Here is a 21038-nt window from a genome sequence, read left to right as displayed (position 1 = left end):
CAGGTAATCTCCGGTGCATGTCCCGCCATGTCGCGATCGTCACCGATTCAACGGCCTACCTGCCGCAGCGGACGATGGAGCGCCACGGCATCACGGCGGTGCCGTTGACCGTGGTCCTGGGTGACCGGGCGCTCGAGGAGGGCACGGAGATCTCCGCCCGCTCGGTCGCGGAGGCCCTGCAGAAGCGCCGGTCGGTGACGACGTCGAGACCCAGCCCCGAGCTGTTCGCGGAGACGTACCGCAAGGTGGCCGAGTCCGGCGCCACCGCCATCGTGTCGCTGCACCTGTCCGCCGAGATCTCCGGGACGTACGACGCGGCGGTGCTGGCCGCGCGCGAGGCGCCGGTGCCGGTGCGGGTCGTGGACACCGGGATGGTGGCCATGGCGCTCGGGTTCTGCGCGCTCGCGGCGGCGGAGACGGCCGACGCGGGAGGCACGGTCGACGAGGCGGTGAACGCGGCGGAGAAGCGGGCGTCGGGCACCTCCGCGTACTTCTACGTCGACACCCTGGACTATCTGCGCAGGGGCGGGCGGATCGGTGCCGCGCAGGCGCTGTTCGGCTCCGCGCTCGCGGTCAAGCCGTTGCTCCAGCTCGACGCGGGGCGCATCGAACTCCTGGAGAAGGTCCGCACGTCGTCGAAGGCGATCGCGCGGTTGCAGGAGATCGTGGCCGAGCGGGCGGGCAGCGGGCAGGTGGACATCGCCGTGCACCATCTGGCGGCGCCGGAGCGGGCGGAGGCGCTCGCGGAGTGGCTCCGCGAGCGGGTGCCGGGCCTCGCCGAGCTGCATGTCAGCGAGGTGGGGGCGGTGATCGGGGCGCACACGGGGCCGGGGCTGCTCGGGGCTGTGGTGTCGCCCCGGACGTAGCTCGTGAGCTCGTGAGGGTGGCCGGGTTTTCCACAACTGCCGGGTAATCCCCGGGAATTGAGCAAGATCCACTCGTGGGGCGGGTGCTGCCTACCGTCTCGTGACATGGCACTTCGATCACGGACACGGACAGCACACGGATCCAGCGGGCCGGGGCGCGCCCCCGCCTCCGACGGCCGCGCGGGGCGGCGGCAGCGGCACGTGCTGCGGCGGCGCGCACGGCGCAGGCGGGTGGAGGCGGAGCGGACGCGGGTGCGGGCGGAGGCATTGTTCGCGCCACCGGACTCGGCGCGGACGCCGGGGCTGCCGGGGCCGTCGGGCTCGGCGTGGATGCGGGGGGCTGAGTCGGCGGAGTCGCCATCGGTTGCCGTCCCGTCGCGGGTGTCGGGTCCGCCCGGGCGGTCTGGGCCGTCGCGGGCGTCGGGCCTGCCGGGGCCGCTGGGGCCGTCGCGATCGCCGGGTACGGCGGGTCCGCCGCGGGCATCGAATCCGCGGGGGTCCGAGGCGGCGGGGGCGCCGGCGGTTGCCGTTCCGTCGCGGGCGGAGCGTGTCGCGCTCGCGGTGCGGGACCGGCTGCCGCTGTGGCTGCAGAAGCGGTGCGGCGTCGAGCGGCGCGGCGCCGTGGCCCTGGCGGTGCTCGTCGCCGTGGTGGCGCTCTTCGCCGTGCAGCACTTCTGGGCCGGGCGTACGCAGCCGGTGCGGGCGCCGGAGACGGTACGGGCCGCGGCCCCGCGAGCGGTGGCGCCACCGGATGCCGGGGCCTCGCCCGGAGCGTCGTCGGGGCCCGCGTCGAGCGGTGGGCCCGGCATCGTCGTGGACGTCAGCGGAAAGGTGCGGCGGCCCGGAATCCACCGGCTGCCGCCGGGAGCCCGCGTTGCGGACGCCTTGCGGGCGGCCGGAGGACTGCGGCCCGGCACCGACCCCGCGGGGATCAACAGGGCGCGGCTCCTCGTGGACGGCGAGCAGGTCGTGGTGGGCGCCTCGGCGTCGGCCGCCGCCGCACCACCGGGTGGCGGGCCCGTGGCGGCCGGGTCCCCGCCCGCGGGCCCGATCGGGCTCAACACGGCCACGCTCGACCAACTCGACACGCTGCCCGGCGTGGGCCCCGTCCTGGCGCAGCACATCGTCGACTACCGCACGGAGCACGGCGGTTTCCGCTCCGTCGGCGAACTGCGCGAGGTGAACGGGATCGGGGACCGCCGCTTCGAGGACCTTCAGAACCTCGTGCGGCCATGACGCGGACGACGGGGGAGGTGACGGAAGAGGCCGGAGCGGCGGGAGCGGCGAACGCTCCGGGCGCTGCCGGCATGACAGGCGCGTCGGGCGCGGCGGGGCGGCTCGGGGACGCGTATCCGCGGCAGGAGGGGCCGCTGGACCTCAGACTGGTGCCGCCCGCGCTCGCGGCGTGGGGCACGGCGGCGCTGACGGTGACCGGTTCGCCCTGGTGGGCGGCGCTCGTGGCGGCGGCGTGCGCGGTCGTCGGGGCGGGGCTCCTGGTGGCGGGTCGCGGCCGTTCCGCGACGCCGTCGTGGCGGGGGCCGTCGGCGGCGGCGCTGCTCCTGTGCACCGCCGCGGCGGCGGCCTCCTCGGGGCTGCACGGGGCGGACCTGCGACGCGGCCCGGTACCCGCCCTCGCGTCCCGCTTCGCGCACGTGGACGTGGAGTTGGAGGTGACGTCCGACCCCCGGGTCACCCGGCCGCGGATCCGCGGCGACCACGCGGCGCCGATGTCGGTGCTGGTGGAGGCGGACGTGGTGCGGGTGACGGGGCCCGACGGCGGGGCGGTGCGCACGCGGACGCCGGTGCTGGTCCTGGTGAGCGGGGGCGGCAAGGGCGAGCCGACCGCACGCGGACCGGACGAAGCGGGCTACGCGCAAGGCAGTTCGTGGCTCTCGGTGCTGCCGAGCACACGGTTGCGGGTGCGCGGGGGCCTCGCGCCGCCGATGGTGTCGGGGGACCGGATCGCGGCCGTGCTGCGCGTCGGACGGAGCGAGCGGGCGCGGATCGTGGGGTCGCCGAGCCGGTCGCAACGGGTGGCAGGGGCGCTGCGGGAGGGGCTGCGCGAGGCCACCGACGGCTTGGCCGCGGACCCGCGCGCCCTGCTGCCGGGGCTGGTCGTCGGCGACACGGCCCGCGTGTCACCGGAGCTGCACGCCGCCTTCGAGGAGACCGACCTGCTGCACCTCATGGCGGTCAGCGGAGCCAACTTCACCATCCTGCTCGCCCTGTTGATCGGTCCGCCCGGGATCGCCCAGCGGGTCGAGCGGCGCGGGCTGGCGCCCCGGATCGGGCTGCCGCTGCGGACGACGGCGGTGCTCGGCGGCGCCCTCACCCTCGGCTTCGTCGTGGTCTGCCGGCCCGAGCCGAGCGTGCTGCGGGCGGCGTCGTGCGGGCTGATCGCCCTGCTCGCCGTGGCCACCGGGCGGCGCAGATCGCTGCTGCCCGCGCTGGCGACGGCCGTGCTGCTGCTCGTCCTGTACGACCCGTGGCTGGCGCGGAGTTACGGGTTCCTGCTCTCGGTCCTCGCCACCGGCGCGCTCCTCACGCTGGCCCCGCGGTGGAGCGCGGCGCTGCGGGCGCGCGGGGTGCCGGGGCGGATCGCCGAGGCGCTCGGGGCGGCCGCGGCGGCGCAGGCGGTGTGCGCGCCGGTCGTCGCGGTCCTGGCGGCGCGGGTGAGCCTGGTGGCGGTGCCGTGCAATCTGCTGGCGGAGTTCGCCGTGGCGCCCGCGACGGTGCTCGGGTTCGCGGCCCTCGCGGCGGCGCCGGTGGCGATGCCGCTCGCGAAGTCCCTGGCGTGGTGCGCCGGTTGGCCCGCGGGATGGATCGCGGACCTCGCGCGGACCGGGGCGGCGCTGCCCGGAAGCGGGATCGACTGGCCGGGCGGGTGGCGAGGCGGGGTGCTGCTCGCGTTCGGCACGGCGGTGCTGGTGCTCGTGGGGCGCAGAGTGCTCAGGGTGCCGTGGCTCTGCGGGGTCTGCGCGCTGCTGCTCGTCCTGGTGGTCACCCGGCCCGCGCCGCTCGTCCGGGGCGTCACCGGCTGGCCGCCGGCCGGATGGCGGCTGGTGATGTGCGACGTGGGGCAGGGCGACGCGCTGGTGCTGGCCGCGGGGGCCGGGGCAGGGGTGGTGGTGGACGCGGGGCCGGACCCGCTCCTCGTCGACCGGTGCCTGCGGTCGCTGGGCGTCACCCGGATCCCGGCGGTGATCCTCACGCACTTCCACGCGGACCACGTGGCCGGACTTCCGGGGGTGCTGCGGGGCCGGGCCGTCGGGCAGGTCGGGACGACGGGGTTCGAGGAGCCTGCGGACCAGGTCGCCTTCGTGCGCAGGGAGGCGGCGCGGCGCGGGGTGCCGCTGGTGCGCGCGGGGGCGGGGGAGCGGAGCAGGGCGGGGCCGCTCGACTGGCGGGTGCTGTGGCCGCCGCCGGACCCGGCGCCGACCCCGGACGGGCCGAACGACGCGAGCGTGACCCTGCTCGTCCGGGTCGCGGGGATGACGCTGCTGCTCCTCGGCGACCTCGAACCGGCGGCGCAGCGCGCCCTGTTGCGCACGCCCGCAGGGGCCGCCCTGTCGCCGGTCGACGTGCTCAAGGTCGCCCACCACGGGTCCGCGTACCAGGATCCGGAGCTGTTGCGGAGGGCGGCGCCGCGCGTCGCGCTGGTCTCGGTGGGGCGGGACAACCCGTACGGGCATCCGGCGCCGAGCACGCTGGCGGCGCTGCGGGCGGGTGGCGCGGCGGTGTTCAGAACGGACCGGGACGGGGCGGTCGCGGTCGTGGGAGGAGGGGGCGACGCGCTCCGGGTGCTGCCCTAGCCCCTCGGCCCGTGGCTCCTTAGCATGCCGCGCGGCGGTCTGACAGGCGGGTTCTTGCCATGTGAGCGCATGTTGCCTCGAAACTGCCCGCGATGATCGAATGCATGTCGAATGCAGCAGATCAGGTAGTTGTCCAGGCGTACTGGGGTGGGTAGGGCATGTTCGGCCGTTGGCGTAGAAACCGTACTAACCGGTCAGTAGGAGAGAGCGCGGTCGCGGGAATGACGGTGCCGCCGGGCGCCGGAGTGCTCAGCGGCCGGATCATCGACCCCGTGAACGAGCCGGTGCGGGGAGCCGAGTACACGGTGAGCGACGCGATGGGGCGCAAGGTGGTGAGCGGGGGCGTCGACCCGTTCGGCTCGTTCGTGGCGTCCGTGCCCGCAGGGGATTACCGGCTCGCGGTGTCGGCCGAGGGGTACGCGCCGTTCCGCGGCGGGGCCACCGTGGCGGAGGGCGGGCAGACGGCGCTCGGCGACGTCGCGCTCCAGGTCACCGCGCCGCCGCCGCTGCCCGAGCCGGGGGACTGGGAGGTCGAGCCGACGCACTCCTCGATCGGGTTCACGGCGCGGCACATCGGGATGGCGCGGGTGTACGGACGGTTCAACACGTTCGCCGGTGTGCTGCGGGTGGCCGAGCGGCCCGAGGACTCGGCGATGCACGTGGTCATCGACGCCGCGTCCATCGACACGAACGTCAAGATGCGCGACGACCACCTCAGGTCCGCCGACTTCCTCGACGTCGAGCGCTTCCCCACGCTGGAGTTCTACAGCGACCGCTTCGTGCACAAGGGCGGCAACCGGTGGGCGGTCACCGGGGCGCTGTCCCTGCACGGCGTGACCCGGACGGTGACGCTGGACGCCGAGTACCTGGGTGTGGGCACCGGCATGGAGGGCGAGACCCGCGCCGCCTGCCGCGCGAGCACCGAGCTGCACCGCGACGACTTCACGGTGAGCTGGCAGACCATGCTGGCCAGGGGCATCGCCGTCGTCGGCTCCAGCGTCCGCATCGACCTCGACATCCAGGTCGTGCCGAAGAGCTGACCGGGTACCGGGCGGCCGGGCGCGTGCCGGAAAATGGTGCCGTGAGCGATGTGAGACACGTACTGGTGCTGCCCGACCGCGACGCCGCGGAGGAGGCGGCGGAGGCGCTCCGCGAGCGTTTCGGGGTGACCGAGGAACCCCAGCTCGTACGGGACGCGCTGGCCGGTGAGGACGACGCCGAGGACGCGCAGTGGCTGGTGGTCGTCGAGGACGCGGACGAGCGGCTCGGGGCCGGGGAGCTCGACGAGTTCGCGGCCGAGTGGGAGGGCTGGCGCGAGGAGCCGTAGGCCGGGATCGGGGCGGGTTGTCAGTGGCGCGTGGGATGCTTGACCGCGATGGCCAGGAAGAGTGCAAACGACGATCCGCTCGCCCCGCTCACCGTCGCGGTGGGCCAGGAGGACCTGCTGCTCGACCGCGCGGTGCAGCAGATCGTGGCGGCCGCGCGCGCCGCCGACGCGGACACCGACGTGCGGGACCTCACGCCGGACCAGCTCCAGCCCGGGACGCTCGCCGAGCTGACGAGCCCCTCGCTGTTCGCGGAGCGCAAGGTCGTCGTCGTGCGCAACGCGCAGGACCTGTCGGCGGACACCGTCAAGGACGTCAAGGCGTACATCGGCGCGCCCGCCGAGGAGATCACGCTCGTGCTGCTGCACGCGGGCGGCGCCAAGGGGAAGGGGCTGCTCGACGCGGCCCGTAAGGCCGGGGCCAGGGAAGTCGCCTGTCCGAAGATGACGAAGCCGGCGGACCGGCTGGCGTTCGTGCGCAACGAGTTCCGGGCGCTCGGGCGGTCCGCGACCGGCGAGGCGTCGCAGGCACTGGTCGACGCCATCGGAAGCGACCTGCGGGAGCTGGCGTCCGCCGTGTCGCAGCTCGCGGCCGACGTCGAGGGCACGATCGACGACGCCGTCGTCGGGCGGTACTACACCGGGCGGGCCGAGGCCTCCAGCTTCACCGTGGCCGACCGGGCCGTGGAGGGGCGGGCGGCGGAGGCGCTGGAGGCGCTGCGCTGGTCGCTCGCGACCGGGGTGGCGCCGGTGATGATCACGTCGGCGTTGGCGCAGGGCGTGCGGGCGATCGGGAAGCTGTCGTCCGCGCGGGGTGGCCGGCCGGCGGATCTCGCGCGGGAGCTGGGGATGCCGCCGTGGAAGATCGATCGGGTGCGGCAGCAGATGCGGGGCTGGTCGCCGGACGGGGTCGCGGTGGCGCTCCGGGCGGTCGCGGAGGCCGACGCCGGGGTCAAGGGGGCCGGGGACGATCCCGAGTACGCGCTGGAGAAGGCCGTGGTGACCGTGGCGCGGGCCGCCCGGTCCCGCGGCCGATAGAGGCCGCCCCCGCCGCCCCTGCCCGTCCGCCACGCCCTGGGGTTTCGCCCCGCATCCCACGCACCGGAACGCACCGAGGCCCCCGTCCTGGGGAAGGACGGGGGCCTCGGGTCAAGCTTGGTGAGCCCGCACCCGCGTGGCGAACGCAGGCCGCGTGCGGGCTCCGGGTGTCGGTCGGGGGCGGATGAGAGAGGGCCCGCCCGGGTCCCACCGACGTCAGTTCAGTTCAGATCAGGTACTGCGGTACTGCTTCAGCCCTGGATGGACGCCACACGGGAAGCAAGCGCCGACTTCTTGTTGGCGGCCTGGTTCTTGTGGATGACGCCCTTGGAGACGGCCTTGTCGAGCTGACGCGCGGCAGCGCGCTGGGCCTCGACGGCCTTCTGGACGTCACCGGAGGCAGCGGCCTCGCGGGCCTTGCGGATCGCGGTCTTGAGGGAGGACTTGACGGCCTTGTTGCGCAGCCGCGCCTTCTCGTTGGTCTTGATCCGCTTGATCTGGGACTTGATGTTCGCCACGAAATGAGCCTTTGCAGGTTCTGGCCCGGGGCCGGTGAGGGTCCCGAACCGGTGATTTCTACTGGGTGCGTGTCTCGCGCTGAGAGGGCATGAGACACAGCTGCCCACGGTATCAGCCCTACTCCAGGCGGCCCAAACCGAGCGCAGTGCCCCGCGCATGGGACCATGGAGGCTACGTATTGATCCCAACCGAGGCCGACCTGAGGCAGAAGGCCTCAAGAGACAGGACCCTGCGTGCCCGCGATCCCTAAAAATGTGCCCGAGCCGAGCCGTACCGACCCGGCTCTGATTCGCAATTTCTGCATCATCGCGCACATCGACCACGGCAAGTCCACGCTCGCCGACCGGATGCTCCAGCTGACCGGCGTGGTCGAGCAGCGGCAGATGCGTGCTCAGTACCTCGACCGGATGGACATCGAGCGAGAGCGCGGCATCACGATCAAGTCCCAGGCGGTGCGTCTGCCCTGGGCCCCCAATGAGGGGCCCGACCAGGGCAGTACCCACATCCTGAACATGATCGACACGCCGGGCCACGTGGACTTCACGTACGAGGTGTCGCGCTCGCTCGCCGCGTGCGAGGGGACCATCCTGCTCGTCGACGCCGCCCAGGGCATCGAGGCCCAGACCCTCGCCAACCTCTACCTGGCGATGGAGAACGACCTTCAGATCATCCCCGTACTGAACAAGATCGACCTGCCGGCCGCGCAGCCCGAGAAGTTCAGCGAGGAGCTGGCCAACCTCGTCGGCTGCGAGCCCGACGACGTCCTGAAGGTCTCCGCCAAGACCGGCATGGGCGTCGAGGCGCTGCTCGACAAGGTCGTCTCCGACATCCCGGCCCCGGTCGGCGTCAAGGACGCCCCCGCCCGCGCGATGATCTTCGACTCGGTCTACGACTCGTACCGCGGCGTCGTCACGTACGTCCGTGTCGTCGACGGCCAGCTCAACAAGCGCGAGCGCATCCGGATGATGTCGACCGGCGCCACGCACGAGCTGCTGGAGATCGGCACGAACTCGCCGGAGATGCTGCCCGCCGACGGGCTCGGCGTCGGCGAGGTGGGCTACCTGATCACCGGCGTGAAGGACGTCCGCCAGTCCAAGGTGGGTGACACCATCACCCAGCTGAACAAGGGCGCCACCGAGCCGCTCGGCGGCTACAAGGACCCGAAGCCGATGGTGTTCTCGGGCCTGTACCCGCTGGACGGCTCCGACTACCCGGAGCTGCGCGACGCGCTCGACAAGCTCCAGCTCAACGACGCCGCGCTGGTCTACGAGCCGGAGACCTCCGCCGCCCTCGGCTTCGGTTTCCGCGTCGGCTTCCTCGGCCTGCTGCACCTCGACGTGATCCGCGAGCGCCTCGAGCGCGAGTTCGGCCTCGACCTGATCGCCACCGCCCCCAACGTGGTCTACCGCGTCAACATGGAGGACGGCGAGGAGCACACGGTCACCAACCCGAGCGAGTTCCCCGAGGGGAAGATCGCGGAGGTCTACGAGCCGGTCGTGCGCGCCACGATCCTGGCGCCCTCCGAGTTCATCGGCTCGGTCATGGAGCTCTGCCAGGGCCGCCGCGGCGTGCTGCTCGGCATGGACTACCTCTCCGAGGACCGCGTCGAGATCCGCTACACGCTGCCGCTCGCCGAGATCGTCTTCGACTTCTTCGACCAGCTGAAGTCCAAGACCCGCGGCTACGCCTCGCTGGACTACGAGCCCACGGGCGAGCAGAGCGCCCAGCTCGTCAAGGTCGACATCCTGCTGCACGGCGACAAGGTCGACGCCTTCTCCGCCATCACGCACAAGGACCAGGCGTACCAGTACGGCGTCCGCCTCGTGGCCAAGCTCCGTGAGCTGATCCCGCGGCAGGCCTTCGAGGTGCCGGTGCAGGCCGCGATCGGCTCCCGGGTGATCGCCCGTGAGACCATCCGCGCCATCCGCAAGGACGTCCTCGCCAAGTGCTACGGCGGTGACATCTCCCGTAAGCGCAAGCTCCTCGAGAAGCAGAAGGAGGGCAAGAAGCGCATGAAGATGGTCGGCTCCGTCGAGGTGCCGCAGGAGGCCTTCATCGCGGTGCTCTCCAGCGACGACGGCGGCGGCTCCAAGAGCAAGAAGTGAGCCACTGACGTGACAGGGTGACAGGGCCCGGCAGGCGATCCCGCCCGCCGGGCCCTGCTTTTGTGTAAGCCCTGTGAGAGGTGAGGGCGAAGCGCGCGGTCCGGTGAAGTCGGAGGCCGGAGCCCCTTACGTGGCGGCCGGGCGACCCTTACCCTGATCACTGCCCAATGGTTACTCGCCAGTTAAACAAGCCGCGTATCAAGGCACGTATCAAGCCCTGTGCCCATCGCCGTACCAATAAGCCGCACTGTCTGAACAAGCCGCACTGTCGCGGGCCCCGGAGGACGTCGTGAGCGACACACAGACCCTGATCGAGAACCGGCCGCCCTCCGTGGCGAACCTCTTCCTGGAACGCGTGTCCGCGACGCCGGACGCCGAGGCGTACCGCTACCCGGTGCCCGCGGCCTCCGGCACGGGCCCCGACGACTGGAAGTCGCTGAGCTGGGCGCAGGCCGCGCAGCGCGTCTACGCCATCGCGGCGGGCCTCGTCGAGCTGGGCGTCGGCCCGCAGGAGCGGGTGGCGCTCGCCTCCTCGACCCGCGTCGAGTGGATACTCGCGGACCTCGGCATCATGTGCGCGGGTGCGGCGACCACCACCGTGTACCCGCAGACCAACGAGGACGAGTCGGCGTTCATCCTGTCCGACTCCGAGTCGAAGGTGATGGTCGCGGAGGACGCCGCGCAGCTCGCCAAGGCGCGGGCCCGCCGCACCGAGCTGCCCGAGCTGCGGCACGTCGTGGTGATCGACGCGACCGGCGTCGAGCCCGACTCCGCCGACCCCGACGGCTGGGTGCTCACCCTGGAGGACCTGGAGGCGCGCGGCGCCGCGTACCTGGAGAAGAACCCGGACGTCGTCAAGGAGCGCGTCGGGGCGATCACCAAGGACCAGCTCGCCACGCTCATCTACACCTCCGGCACCACGGGCCGCCCCAAGGGCGTCCGTCTCCCGCACGACAACTGGTCGTACATGGCGAAGGCCATCGCGGCGACCGGCCTCGTCGGCGGCGAAGACGTGCAGTACCTGTGGCTGCCGCTCGCGCACGTCTTCGGCAAGGTGCTCACCTCCGGCCAGATCGAGGTCGGGCACGTCACCGCCGTCGACGGCCGCGTGGACAAGATCATCGAGAATCTGCCGGTCGTGCAGCCGACCTACATGGCCGCCGTGCCGCGCATCTTCGAGAAGGTCTACAACGGCGTCGCCGCGAAGGCGAAGGCCGGTGGCAACGCCAAGTACAAGATCTTCCAGTGGGCGGCGGGTGTCGCCCGCGAGTACGCGAAGGTCAGCCAGGACAACTTCCGGCGCACCGGCGTCGCCTCGGTGCCCTTCGCCCTCGGCTCGAAGCACAAGGTCGCCGACCGGCTCGTCTACGGCAAGCTGCGGGAGGCCTTCGGCGGGCGGCTGCGGGCCTGCGTCTCCGGTTCGGCCGCCCTGGCGCCCGAGATCGGCTACTTCTTCGCGGGCGCGGGCGTGCACATCCTGGAGGGCTACGGGCTCACCGAGTCCTCCGCCGCGTCGTTCGTGAACCCCGGCGAGGCGTACCGCACCGGCACCGTCGGCAAGCCGCTGCCCGGCACCGAGGTGCGGATCGCGGACGACGGCGAGATCCTGCTGCGCGGCCCCGGCATCATGGAGGGCTACCACGGCCTGCCCGACAAGACGGCCGAGGTCCTGGAGTCCGACGGCTGGTTCCACACCGGTGACATCGGCGAGCTGTCCAACGACGGCTATCTGCGGATCACCGACCGCAAGAAGGACCTCATCAAGACGTCCGGCGGCAAGTACATCGCGCCGGCCGAGGTCGAGGGCCAGTTCAAGGCCGTCTGCCCGTACGTCTCGAACATCCTGGTGCACGGCGCCGACCGGAACTTCTGCACGGCGCTCATCGCCCTCGACGAGCCGTCGATCCTGGAGTGGGCCAAGGAGAACGGCCTCAGCGGCTCGTCCTACGCGGAGGTCGTCGCGGCCCCGCAGACCGTCGAGCTCATCGACGGCTACGTGAAGGAGCTCAACGAGGGCCTCCAGCGCTGGCAGACCATCAAGAAGTTCAAGCTGCTGCCGCGCGACCTCGACATCGAGCACGGCGAACTGACGCCCAGCCTGAAGCTGAAGCGCCCGGTCGTCGAGCGCGAGTACAAGGACCTCCTCGACGACATGTACGCCGGCACCCGCGAGGGCTGACGCGTCCCACGCCGCGGACGGTGCGCTAGTTCCGGCGCATCGTCCGCAGCGTCTCCTTCATCTCCCCGATGTCGTGCCGCAGGTCGCGGACGTCGGGGGCGGCGTCCTCCGCGAGCCGTCGCTCGAGGGACGTCATGCGCGCGGCCAGCGTGTCCAGCTGCTCGTGCTCGCGCGCGAGGAGCCGCTGCAGCTGGCGGTTCTTGCGGTGCAGGTCGAGGAAGACCGTCACCTTCGCGCGCAGCACCCACGGGTCGAACGGCTTGGTGAGGTAGTCCGCGGCCCCGGTCGCGTAGCCGCGGAACGCGTAGCCCGTGTCGGCCTCCGTGCCGGTCAGGAAGATGATCGGGACGTCCTTCGTCTGGTCGAGTCGCTTGATGTTCGTCGCCGTCTCGAAGCCGTCCATGCCCGGCATCCGGATGTCGAGGAGGACGACGGCGAACTGCCTGCGCAGCAGCGCCTTCATCGCCTCCTCGCCCGAACGGGCTCTGACCAACGGCTCGTTGAGCGGCCCGAGCACGGCTTCGAGCGCGGTCAGGTTGTCCTCCATGTCGTCGACGAGGAGGATGCTGGCCCGATCCGCCGAAGGGGACTCTGCAGTGGTCATGATGACGGTGCCTCACTCAGTGATCGCCGGTGCGCCGGACGCCTCGGCGGCGGACAGCTCCGCCTCCTCGGGGGCCAGCAGCTCGCACACGACGTTCAGCAACTGGTCGACGTCCACCGGTTTGGGTACGTAGTCGTTCGCGCCCTTGGCTATCGACTTCTCGCGGTCGCCGGGCATGGCCTTGGCGGTGAGCGCCACGATCGGCAGCCCCGCCCACCTCGGCGTGGAGCGGATGACGGAGATCGTCTCGTAGCCGTCCATCTCGGGCATCATGATGTCCATCAGGACGAGCTCGACGTCGGGGTGGCTCTCCAGGGTCTCGATGCCCTCCCGGCCGTTCTCCGCGTACAGGACCGGCATGCCGACGCGGCCGAGGACATGGGTGAGCGCGAAGACGTTGCGGATGTCGTCGTCGACGATCAGGACGCGGCGGCCCGGCAGGACCCGGCCCGGCCTGCCCGTCTTCCACTGCTCCAGCTTCGTCGGCGCCGGCCAGTTGTCCTCCTGCTCGGGAGGCTCGGGCGGGGTGTACTCGTCCGTGGGCTCGCCCTGCTGCGGCAGCAGCGCCGCGCCGGTGCCCGGCTCCAGCTCGGCGGGCCGCTCGTGACCGGGGCAGCGCACGGGGACGTACAGCGTGAACGTGGAGCCCTCGCCGGGCTCGCTCTCCGCGACGATGTGGCCGCCGAGCAGCGCGGCGATCTCCCGGCTGATCGACAGGCCGAGGCCCGTGCCCCCGTACTTGCGGTTCGTCGTGCCGTCGGCCTGCTGGAACGCCTCGAAGACGACGGCCAGCTTGTCGCGCGGGATGCCGATGCCGGTGTCGGTGACGGCGAAGGCCAGCAGGTCGTCCGAGTCGGCGAGCGGGGCGCCCTCGGGGCCCTTGACCAGGCGGACCCGCAGCTCGACGCGGCCCTGCGCGGTGAACTTGATCGCGTTCGACAGGAGGTTGCGCAGGATCTGCTGGAGCCGCTGCTCGTCCGAGAACATCTCGCGCGGGACGTCCTCGCCGACGGACACCTCGAAGGCGAGCCCCCGGTCGAGGGTGATCGGCCGGAACGTCGCGTGGACGTAGTCGAGGAGCTTGATGAGCGGGAGCTTCTTGGGGCGTACGTCCATCCGGCCGGCCTCGATCTTCGACAGGTCGAGGATGTCGTTGATCAGCTGGAGCAGGTCGGAGCCCGAGCGGTGGATCGTCGTCGCGAACTGCACCTCCTGGTCGTTGAGATGGCCGTCCGGGTTGTCGGAGAGCAGCCGGGCCAGGATGAGCAGCGAGTTCAGCGGCGTGCGCAGCTCGTGCGACATGTTCGCCAGGAACTCCGACTTGTACTGCGACGAGGTCGCCAACAGGGCGGCCTTCTCCTCCAGCTGCGCGTTCGAGCGCTGCAACTCGGCCTGCTGGCGCTGGAGTTCGTCCGACCGCTCCTGGAGCTGGACGGCGAGCCGCTGGGACTCGCCGAGCAGGGACTCCGTACGGGAGTTGGCGATGATGGTGTTGATGGCGACGCCGATGGTGTTCACGAACTGGTCGAAGAACGCCAGGTGGACGTCGGAGAAGCGGGAGAACGAGGCCAGCTCGATCACCCCGAGCAGCTTGTCCTCGAACAGGATCGGAATGATCACGACCGACGCGGGCGCCGCCTCGCCGAGCCCGCTGTTGATGTTGATGTAGTCCGGCGGCACCTCCTCCACCAGGATCCGCTTCTTCTCCAGGGCCGCCTGCCGTACGAGGCCGTGCACCGGCATCCCGCCCGTGTCGATGACCGACGCCGAGCCCGAACCGTAGCCCGCGATGTACGCGAGGCCCTTCGTGGGCACCGCCGTGCGCGGGCGCGTGCCGTCGTCGTCCTGCTCCGCGAGGAAGAAGGCGCCGTACTGCGCGTTCACCAGCGGCGTCAGCTCGCGCAGGATCAGGTCGGCGACCTCCATCAGGTCCCGGTGGCCCTGCATCAGGGCGGCGAGGCGCGCCAGGTTCGACTCCAGCCAGTCCTTCGCGCGGGTCGTCTCGCGGAGGTTGGCCACCATCAGGTTGATGTTGTCCTTGAGCTCGGCGACCTCGCCCTGCGCGTCGACGGTGATCGACCGCGACATGTCGCCCTGCGTCACCGCGGACGCCACCTCGGCGATCGCGCGGACCTGCGTGGTCAGGTTCAGCGCCAGCTCGTTCACGTTCGTCGTCAGGCGCTTCCACGTGCCGTACACGCCCTCGACCCGCGCCTGGCCGCCCAACTGGCCCTGGGAGCCCACCTCGCGGGCCACACGGGTCACCTCGGAGGAGAACGAGGAGAGCGTGTCGACCATCGTGTTGATCGTCGTCTTGAGTTCGAGGATCTCGCCGCGCGCGTCGACGTCGATCTTCTTGGAGAGGTCGCCCTGGGCCACGGCCGTGGCGACCTGTGCGATGTTGCGTACTTGGGAGGTCAGGTTGTCCGCCATGTAGTTGACGTTGTCGGTGAGGTCCTTCCAGACGCCCGACACGCCGTGGACGGTTGCACGCCCGCCGAGGCGGCCGTCGGTGCCGACCTCACGGGCCACACGGGTCACCTCGTCGGCGAAGCCGCGCAGCTGCTCCACCATCGTGTTGACGGTGTCCTTCAGCTCCAGGATCTCGCCGCGCGCGTCGACCGAGATCTTCTTGGACAGGTCGCCCTGCGCCACGGCCGTCGTCACCTGCGCGATGTTCCGCACCTGAGAGGTGAGGTTCGACGCCATGAAGTTGACGTTGTCCGTAAGGTCCTTCCACACGCCGGACACGCCGCGCACCTGCGCCTGACCGCCGAGGTTGCCCTCGGTGCCGACCTCGCGGGCGACGCGGGTGACCTCGTCGGCGAAGGCGGAGAGCTGGTCGACCATCGTGTTGATCGTCGACTTGAGTTCGAGGATCTCGCCCTTCGCCTCGACGGTGATCTTCTTGCCGAGGTCGCCCTGCGCCACCGCCGTCGACACCAGCGCGATGTTCCGCACCTGAGAGGTGAGGTTGTCGGCCATGAAGTTGACGTTGTCGGTGAGGTCCTTCCAGACGCCTGACACGCCGCGGACCTGGGCGCGGCCGCCCAACTGGCCCTCGGTGCCGACCTCACGGGCGACGCGGGTGACCTCGTCGGCGAAGGCCGAGAGCTGGTCGACCATCGTGTTGATCGTCGACTTGAGTTCGAGGATCTCGCCCTGCGCGTCGACCGTGATCTTCTGGCTCAGATCGCCGTCCGCCACGGCCGTCGTCACCTGCGCGATGTTCCGTACCTGGGAGGTCAGGTTCGACGCCATGAAGTTGACGTTGTCGGTGAGGTCCTTCCAGACGCCTGACACGCCGCGGACCTGGGCGCGGCCGCCCAACTGGCCCTCCGTGCCGACCTCACGGGCCACACGCGTCACCTCGTCGGCGAACGCCGAGAGCTGGTCGACCATCGTGTTCACGGTCAGCTTCAGCTCGAGCAGCTCGCCCGTCGCCTCGATCGTGACCGTACGCGTCAGATCGCCCTGCGCCACCGCCGTCGTCACCAGCGCGATGTCCCGCACCTGCGCCGTGAGTCGCGACGCCATGGTGTTGACCGCCTCGGTGACGTCCCGCCAACTCCCGGAGAGACCCGTCGCCTTGGCGCGCCCGCCGAGCCGCCCCTCGGTGCCCACCTCACGCGCCAGACGCGTCACCTCGCCCGTGAAGAGCGAGAGCTGGTCCACCATCTTGTTGACCGAACGCCCGAGGCGGCGCAGATCGCCCCGCAACTGCCGGGTGCCGTCGTGCAGATCGACGCGCTGGGTCAGATCGCCGCCCGCGACCGCCTCGAGGACCCGCGTGGCATTCGCGGTCGGCGCGACCAGCGCGTCGATGATGGTGTTCACGTCGCCGACCCGGGTGACCCAGGCGCCCTGCCCCGGGCTCGCCTCGAGGCGCTCGTCGAGCCGACCGTGCCGGGTTATCTCCCGTCGCACCCGCGCCAGTTCGCCGTTGAAGTGCACACTGCGGTCCGCGAGCTGGTTGAACGTCGCGGCCAGCTCCCCGACGATCCCCTCCGCGGACACCGTCACATGGGCGAACGTGCCGTCCCGTGCGGCCGTGAGCGCGGCCAGCAGCGGCCGGAGGTCACTGGGGCGGATGGCATCGTCACCGTAGCCCTTCTGAAGTGCACGCATACCACTGTTCTCACTCATAGCGGCCTACTTAGGTAACTCCGCGCTTATGGGCGTGGTCAGTCTGTCACTCTGTCGGTGTCGCCCGAGGCGTCTTTGCCACAACTACTCAGGAGCCGAAAACGTGGGTTCCCTTCCGATCCAGCGGGAGAGCGCGCTCGGCACCCCAGGAGAGCCGGGACCTCCGGCCGGGGAGCCGGTCGTCGCGCGCACCTCGCTGCCGGGAAACCCGCTGGCGCCCGCCGCCGCCCGCCGCTTCCTGCGGGCCGCGTTCGCCGACTGGACCGAACTGCCCGAGGCGGCGGTGCCCCTCACCCTGGACACCCGCCTCATGGACGACGCGGCCCTCGTGCTCAGCGAACTCGTCACCAACGCCGTCGTGCACGCGGGCACCGGCGTCGACCTCCTGTGCCGCCCCGAGGGCGCCACCGCCGACGGCAGCGCGTCCGCGGGACTCGTCGTCGAGGTCACCGACCGGCACCCGGCCCGCGCCGTCCGCAACGACCGGGCGTTCCGCTCCCCGGAGACCCCCGAGTACGGCCGCGGCCTCCAACTCGTCGCCTCCCTCGCCGAGTTGTGGGGCATCACCTACGGGCACGGCACGAAGACGGTCTGGGCCCGCCTCCCCGCCGACGCCCCCACGCCCGCCGCCGAACTCCCCGACAACCCCGCCCGCGTCCGCAGCCTCCAGCGCGGGCTGCGCGCCGCCGAACTCCTCGCCCCCGCGTCCCGGCGCGCGCCCCACGACCAGGACTGGATCAACCGGGGCGCGCTCTCCTTCCTCGCCGAGGCCTCCGACCTGCTCGCCGGACAGCTCGACGAGGACATGGTCGCCGCCCTCGTGGGCCAGCTCCTCGTGCCCCGGCTCGCCGACTGGTGCGCTGTCTGGTTCTACGAGGAGGAGGGGCGCGGCCTGCCGGGCGTCGTCGAGCACGACCTGCGCGGCGAGGACCCGATGCCGCTGCCCCGGCTCGCCCGCGTCTGGCACACCCACGAACACCGCATCGAAGAGCTCCGCGGACTCCTGGAGAAGGAGCCGCCGCGGCTGCCCGACCGGCTCTCCGGCGCCGTACCGGTGCCCTGGCCCTTCGACACCCAGGGCGGACCGGGACCCGACGACACCGGCTCCGCGCTCGCCTACCGGCTCTCCGCGGGCGGCCGCGCCCTCGGCATCCTGCTGATCGGCCGGGCCGGTCTGCACCGCTTCCCGGACGAGGTCACCGGGCTCGTCGAGGACTTCAGCCGGCGCGTCGCCCTCGCCGTCAGCGCGGCCCGCCGCTTCACCCGGCAGGCCACCATCAGCCGCATCCTCCAGAGCGGACTGCTGCCCACGTCCATGGCCGAGATCCCCAACGTCAAGACCGCCCTCGTCTACGAGCCGAAGGAGGCGGGCGGCCCCGGCGGCGACTTCTACGACGTGTTCCCGGCCGGCGAAGGACGCTGGTGCTTCGCGCTCGGCGACGTCCAGGGCAAGGGCCCCGAGGCCGCCGTCGTCATCGGGCTCGTACGGCCCTGGCTGCGGCTCCTGGCGCGCGAGGAGTACCAGGTCGCGCAGGTCCTCGACCGGCTCAACCGGCTGCTGCTCGACGACGCCACCGAGGCCTCCGACGCCGCGGCCCGCGCGCTCGCCGCCGCCGACGGCCGGGGCGTACCCCCGGAGGGCTCCACGCCCCGCTTCCTCTCCCTCCTCTACGGTGAGCTGACGCTCACCGAGGAGGGCGGCGTGATCTGCACGCTCGCCTCCGCCGGGCATCCGCTGCCGCTGCTCATGCGGCCCGGCGGCGAGGTCGTCGCCGCGGCCTCGCCGCAGGTGCTGCTCGGCGTCGTCGACGACCCCGGGTACACGAGTGAGACGTTCGTCATGGACACCGGGGACACCCTCCTGTGCGTCACGGACGGGGTGACCGAGCGGCGCCGGGGCGCGCTCCAGTTCGACGACGGGGACGGTCTGGCGCAGGCGCTCGCGGGATGCGCGGGCCTCACGGCGCAGCTCCTCGCCGAGCGGATCAGGCGGCTCGTGCACGCGTTCGCGGACAGTCCGCCCGACGACGACCTCGCGCTCCTGGTGCTCCAGGCCCAGTGAGGTCGGGTCCGCCCGGCGAGGCGGGACAATGGGGTCATGCCTTCCGCACTCCCCGACGGCGAGCCCGTTCCCCACGACGGCTCGCTGCCCGCCTCCGCCCGCGCCGACGCCGAGTCCCGCCCCCTCGGCTTCTACCTGCACGTCCCGTACTGCGCCACGCGCTGCGGGTACTGCGACTTCAACACGTACACGGCGACCGAGCTGCGCGGCACGGGAGGCGTGCTCGCGTCCCGCGACAACTACGCGGAGACGCTCGTCGAGGAGGTCCGGCTCGCCCGCAAGGTCCTCGGCGACGACCCGCGCCCGGTGCGCACGGTCTTCGTCGGCGGCGGCACGCCGACGCTGCTCCCCGCCGCCGATCTCGTACGGATGCTGGGCGCGATCCGCGACGAGTTCGGGCTCGCGGACGACGCCGAGGTAACGACCGAGGCGAACCCGGAGTCCGTGGACCCGGCGTACCTCGCCGAGCTCAGGGCCGGTGGCTTCAACCGGATCTCCTTCGGCATGCAGAGCGCCCGGCAGCACGTCCTCAAGATCCTCGACCGTACGCACACGCCGGGGCGGCCCGAGGCCTGTGTCGCCGAGGCGCGGGCGGCGGGCTTCGACCACGTCAACCTCGACCTGATCTACGGCACGCCGGGGGAGACGGACGACGACTGGCGGGCGTCGCTCGACGCGGCGCTCGGGGCGGGACCCGATCACGTCAGCGCCTACGCCCTGATCGTCGAGGAGGGGACGCAGCTGGCGCGGCGGATCCGGCGCGGCGAGGTGCCGATGACCGACGACGACGTGCACGCGGACCGGTACCTGATCGCGGACGAGGTGCTCGGCGCGGCCGGGTTCGACTGGTACGAGGTGTCGAACTGGGCCACGTCCGACGCCGGGCGGTGCCTCCACAACGAGTTGTACTGGCGGGGGGCCGACTGGTGGGGGGCCGGGCCGGGGGCGCACTCGCACGTGGGTGGGGTGCGGTGGTGGAACGTGAAGCATCCGGGGGCGTATGCCGCGGCGCTGGCCGAGGGCCGGTCGCCCGGGGCGGGGCGGGAACTCCTCTCCGCCGAGGACCGTCGGGTCGAACGCATCCTCCTGGAACTCCGTCTCCGCGAAGGCTGCCCCTTGTCGCTCCTCCGTCCCGCCGGCCTGGCGGCGGCGGAACGTGCGCTGTCGGACGGCCTGTTGGAACGCGAGCCGTTCACGGCGGGCCGCGCGGTCCTCACGTTGCGCGGCCGCCTCCTGGCGGACGCGGTGGTCCGCGACGTGGTCGACTGACCCGGTCCTGGGTGCCGACGCGTGCCGTGGTCGACGCCTGACGTCCTAGTTGCGCGGCACCGAGGCGCCGACCCTTGCCACGCTCGGCGCTGCTGCGCGGCGCCGGGGTTCCGGACCTTGCCGTGGTCGGCGCCCTCCGCGGGTTCGGCCTGCGCCGGGCGCCGCCTTGCCCACCCTGCCGCCCAAGGCGGCATGTTGCCCAAGGCGCGTGTGGCTACCCGTAGCCATTGCGGTGCCCCGGGGTGCCTACGCCCCCGGAGGGCGCGGGTGGCCGGGGGTTACGACGGGGCCGTGACGAAGTCGATGAGTTCTTCGACGCGGCCGAGGAGTTCCGGCTGCAGGTCCTTGTACGTACGGACCCGCGAAAGGATGTGCTGCCACGCCTCCCCCGTGTTGGCGAAACGCCACCCCAGCGCCCGGCACACACCCGTCTTCCAGTCCTGCCCTCTGGGCACTCGCGGCCACGCCTCGATCCCCACCGCCCCCGGCTTCACCGCCTCCCAGATGTCGATGTACGGATGCCCCACGACCAGCGCGTGCTCGCTGGTCACCGACTGGGCGATCCGCCACTCCTTCGTACCGGGAACGAGGTGGTCCACCAGCACCCCGAGCCGCGCGTCCGGCCCCGGCGCGAACTCGGCGACGATCGCCGGAAGGTCGTCGACGCCCTCCAGGAACTCCACCGCCACACCTTCGATGCGCAGGTCGTCGCCCCAGACCCGTTCGATGAGCTCGGCGTCGTGCTTGCCCTCGACGTAGATCCGTCCGGCCCGCGCCACCCGCGCCCGCGCCCCGGGCACCGCCACGGACCCCGACGCCGTCCGCGTCGGCCGGACAGGGGTCGCGCCCGAGGGACGTACGAGCGTGACGACCTTCCCGTCGATCATGAAGCCGCGAGGGTCCATGGGAAACACGCGGTGCTTGCCGAAGCGGTCCTCCAGCGTGACCGTCGGCCCCTGCGCCGTCTTCTCGACCCGCACCACCGCCCCGCAGAACCCGGTGGTGACCTCCTCCACGACGAGGTCGGGCTCGGCCGGAACCTCGGGAGCCGGAGTTTTCCGCTTCCACGGAGGGGTCAGATCGGGGGAGTACTGGCGCATCCGCAAGACGATAA

The 21038-nt window shown here is 72.1% G+C and carries 14 protein-coding genes; 10 read left to right on the top strand and 4 right to left on the bottom strand.

Features of this window, described 5'->3' with window-relative positions:
• Window positions 1-17: 17 nt before the first annotated feature.
• The 6 genes from ACTWJ8_RS14905 to holA all read left to right on the top strand — a co-directional run bounded on the left by ACTWJ8_RS14905 (window position 18) and on the right by holA (window position 7040).
• Complete coding sequence (locus tag ACTWJ8_RS14905; RefSeq protein WP_356377020.1) at window positions 18-866, top strand: DegV family protein; 849 nt, start codon at window positions 18-20, stop codon at window positions 864-866.
• Window positions 867-1427: 561 nt separating this feature from the next.
• A complete protein-coding gene (locus ACTWJ8_RS14900; RefSeq protein ID WP_443264071.1) occupies window positions 1428-2102 on the top strand; it encodes a helix-hairpin-helix domain-containing protein in 675 nt (224 codons plus the stop codon).
• Window positions 2103-2173: 71 nt separating this feature from the next.
• A complete protein-coding gene (locus ACTWJ8_RS14895; RefSeq protein WP_443264894.1) occupies window positions 2174-4678 on the top strand; it encodes a ComEC/Rec2 family competence protein in 2505 nt (834 codons plus the stop codon).
• Between the two features lie 158 nt (window positions 4679-4836).
• Complete coding sequence (locus ACTWJ8_RS14890) at window positions 4837-5718, top strand: YceI family protein (protein ID WP_443264070.1); 882 nt, start codon at window positions 4837-4839, stop codon at window positions 5716-5718.
• A 41-nt stretch (window positions 5719-5759) separates the two neighbouring features.
• A complete protein-coding gene (locus ACTWJ8_RS14885; protein WP_356377028.1) occupies window positions 5760-6005 on the top strand; it encodes a hypothetical protein in 246 nt (81 codons plus the stop codon).
• A gap of 48 nt (window positions 6006-6053) precedes the next feature.
• On the top strand, window positions 6054-7040 hold the full coding sequence (gene holA / locus ACTWJ8_RS14880; protein WP_356377031.1) for a DNA polymerase III subunit delta: 987 nt from the start codon (window positions 6054-6056) through the stop codon (window positions 7038-7040).
• A gap of 251 nt (window positions 7041-7291) precedes the next feature.
• Here holA and rpsT read toward each other — a convergent pair whose 3' ends face one another.
• The gene (rpsT, locus tag ACTWJ8_RS14875; RefSeq protein WP_356377034.1) at window positions 7292-7558 is read right to left on the bottom strand and encodes a 30S ribosomal protein S20; all 267 of its coding nucleotides are present in this window, start codon (window positions 7556-7558) and stop codon (window positions 7292-7294) included.
• A gap of 234 nt (window positions 7559-7792) precedes the next feature.
• On the opposite strand from rpsT, the gene lepA reads away from it, so the two are divergent.
• The gene (gene lepA / locus ACTWJ8_RS14870) at window positions 7793-9664 is read left to right on the top strand and encodes a translation elongation factor 4 (RefSeq protein ID WP_443264069.1); all 1872 of its coding nucleotides are present in this window, start codon (window positions 7793-7795) and stop codon (window positions 9662-9664) included.
• 289 nt (window positions 9665-9953) lie between these two features.
• Window positions 9954-11843: an AMP-dependent synthetase/ligase gene (locus tag ACTWJ8_RS14865; RefSeq protein ID WP_356377040.1), complete on the top strand. Its 1890-nt coding sequence runs from the start codon at window positions 9954-9956 to the stop codon at window positions 11841-11843.
• Window positions 11844-11868: 25 nt separating this feature from the next.
• Here ACTWJ8_RS14865 and ACTWJ8_RS14860 read toward each other — a convergent pair whose 3' ends face one another.
• A complete protein-coding gene (locus tag ACTWJ8_RS14860) occupies window positions 11869-12447 on the bottom strand; it encodes a response regulator (RefSeq protein WP_356377043.1) in 579 nt (192 codons plus the stop codon).
• Window positions 12448-12459: 12 nt separating this feature from the next.
• Window positions 12460-16593, bottom strand: coding sequence for a HAMP domain-containing protein (locus ACTWJ8_RS14855; protein WP_443264068.1), 4134 nt, complete (start codon window positions 16591-16593; stop codon window positions 12460-12462).
• A gap of 103 nt (window positions 16594-16696) precedes the next feature.
• On the opposite strand from ACTWJ8_RS14855, the gene ACTWJ8_RS14850 reads away from it, so the two are divergent.
• Entirely contained in the window at window positions 16697-18655 is a 1959-nt protein-coding gene (locus ACTWJ8_RS14850; protein ID WP_443264067.1) for a SpoIIE family protein phosphatase, read from the top strand.
• A gap of 36 nt (window positions 18656-18691) precedes the next feature.
• Window positions 18692-19924 (top strand): radical SAM family heme chaperone HemW, encoded by a 1233-nt coding sequence (gene hemW, locus ACTWJ8_RS14845; protein ID WP_443264066.1) that lies wholly within the window; start codon window positions 18692-18694, stop codon window positions 19922-19924.
• Between the two features lie 278 nt (window positions 19925-20202).
• Here hemW and ACTWJ8_RS14840 read toward each other — a convergent pair whose 3' ends face one another.
• Window positions 20203-21024 carry a DUF3097 domain-containing protein gene (locus ACTWJ8_RS14840; protein WP_443264065.1) on the bottom strand — a complete coding sequence of 274 codons (822 nt, stop codon included), beginning with the start codon at window positions 21022-21024 and terminating at the stop codon, window positions 20203-20205.
• Window positions 21025-21038: the final 14 nt, after the last annotated feature.

The sequence above is a fragment of the Streptomyces sp. SDT5-1 genome (assembly GCF_052245995.1).
Taxonomy (GTDB): Bacteria; Actinomycetota; Actinomycetes; order Streptomycetales; family Streptomycetaceae; genus Streptomyces.
This window is presented reverse-complemented; position numbering and strand designations above follow the sequence as displayed.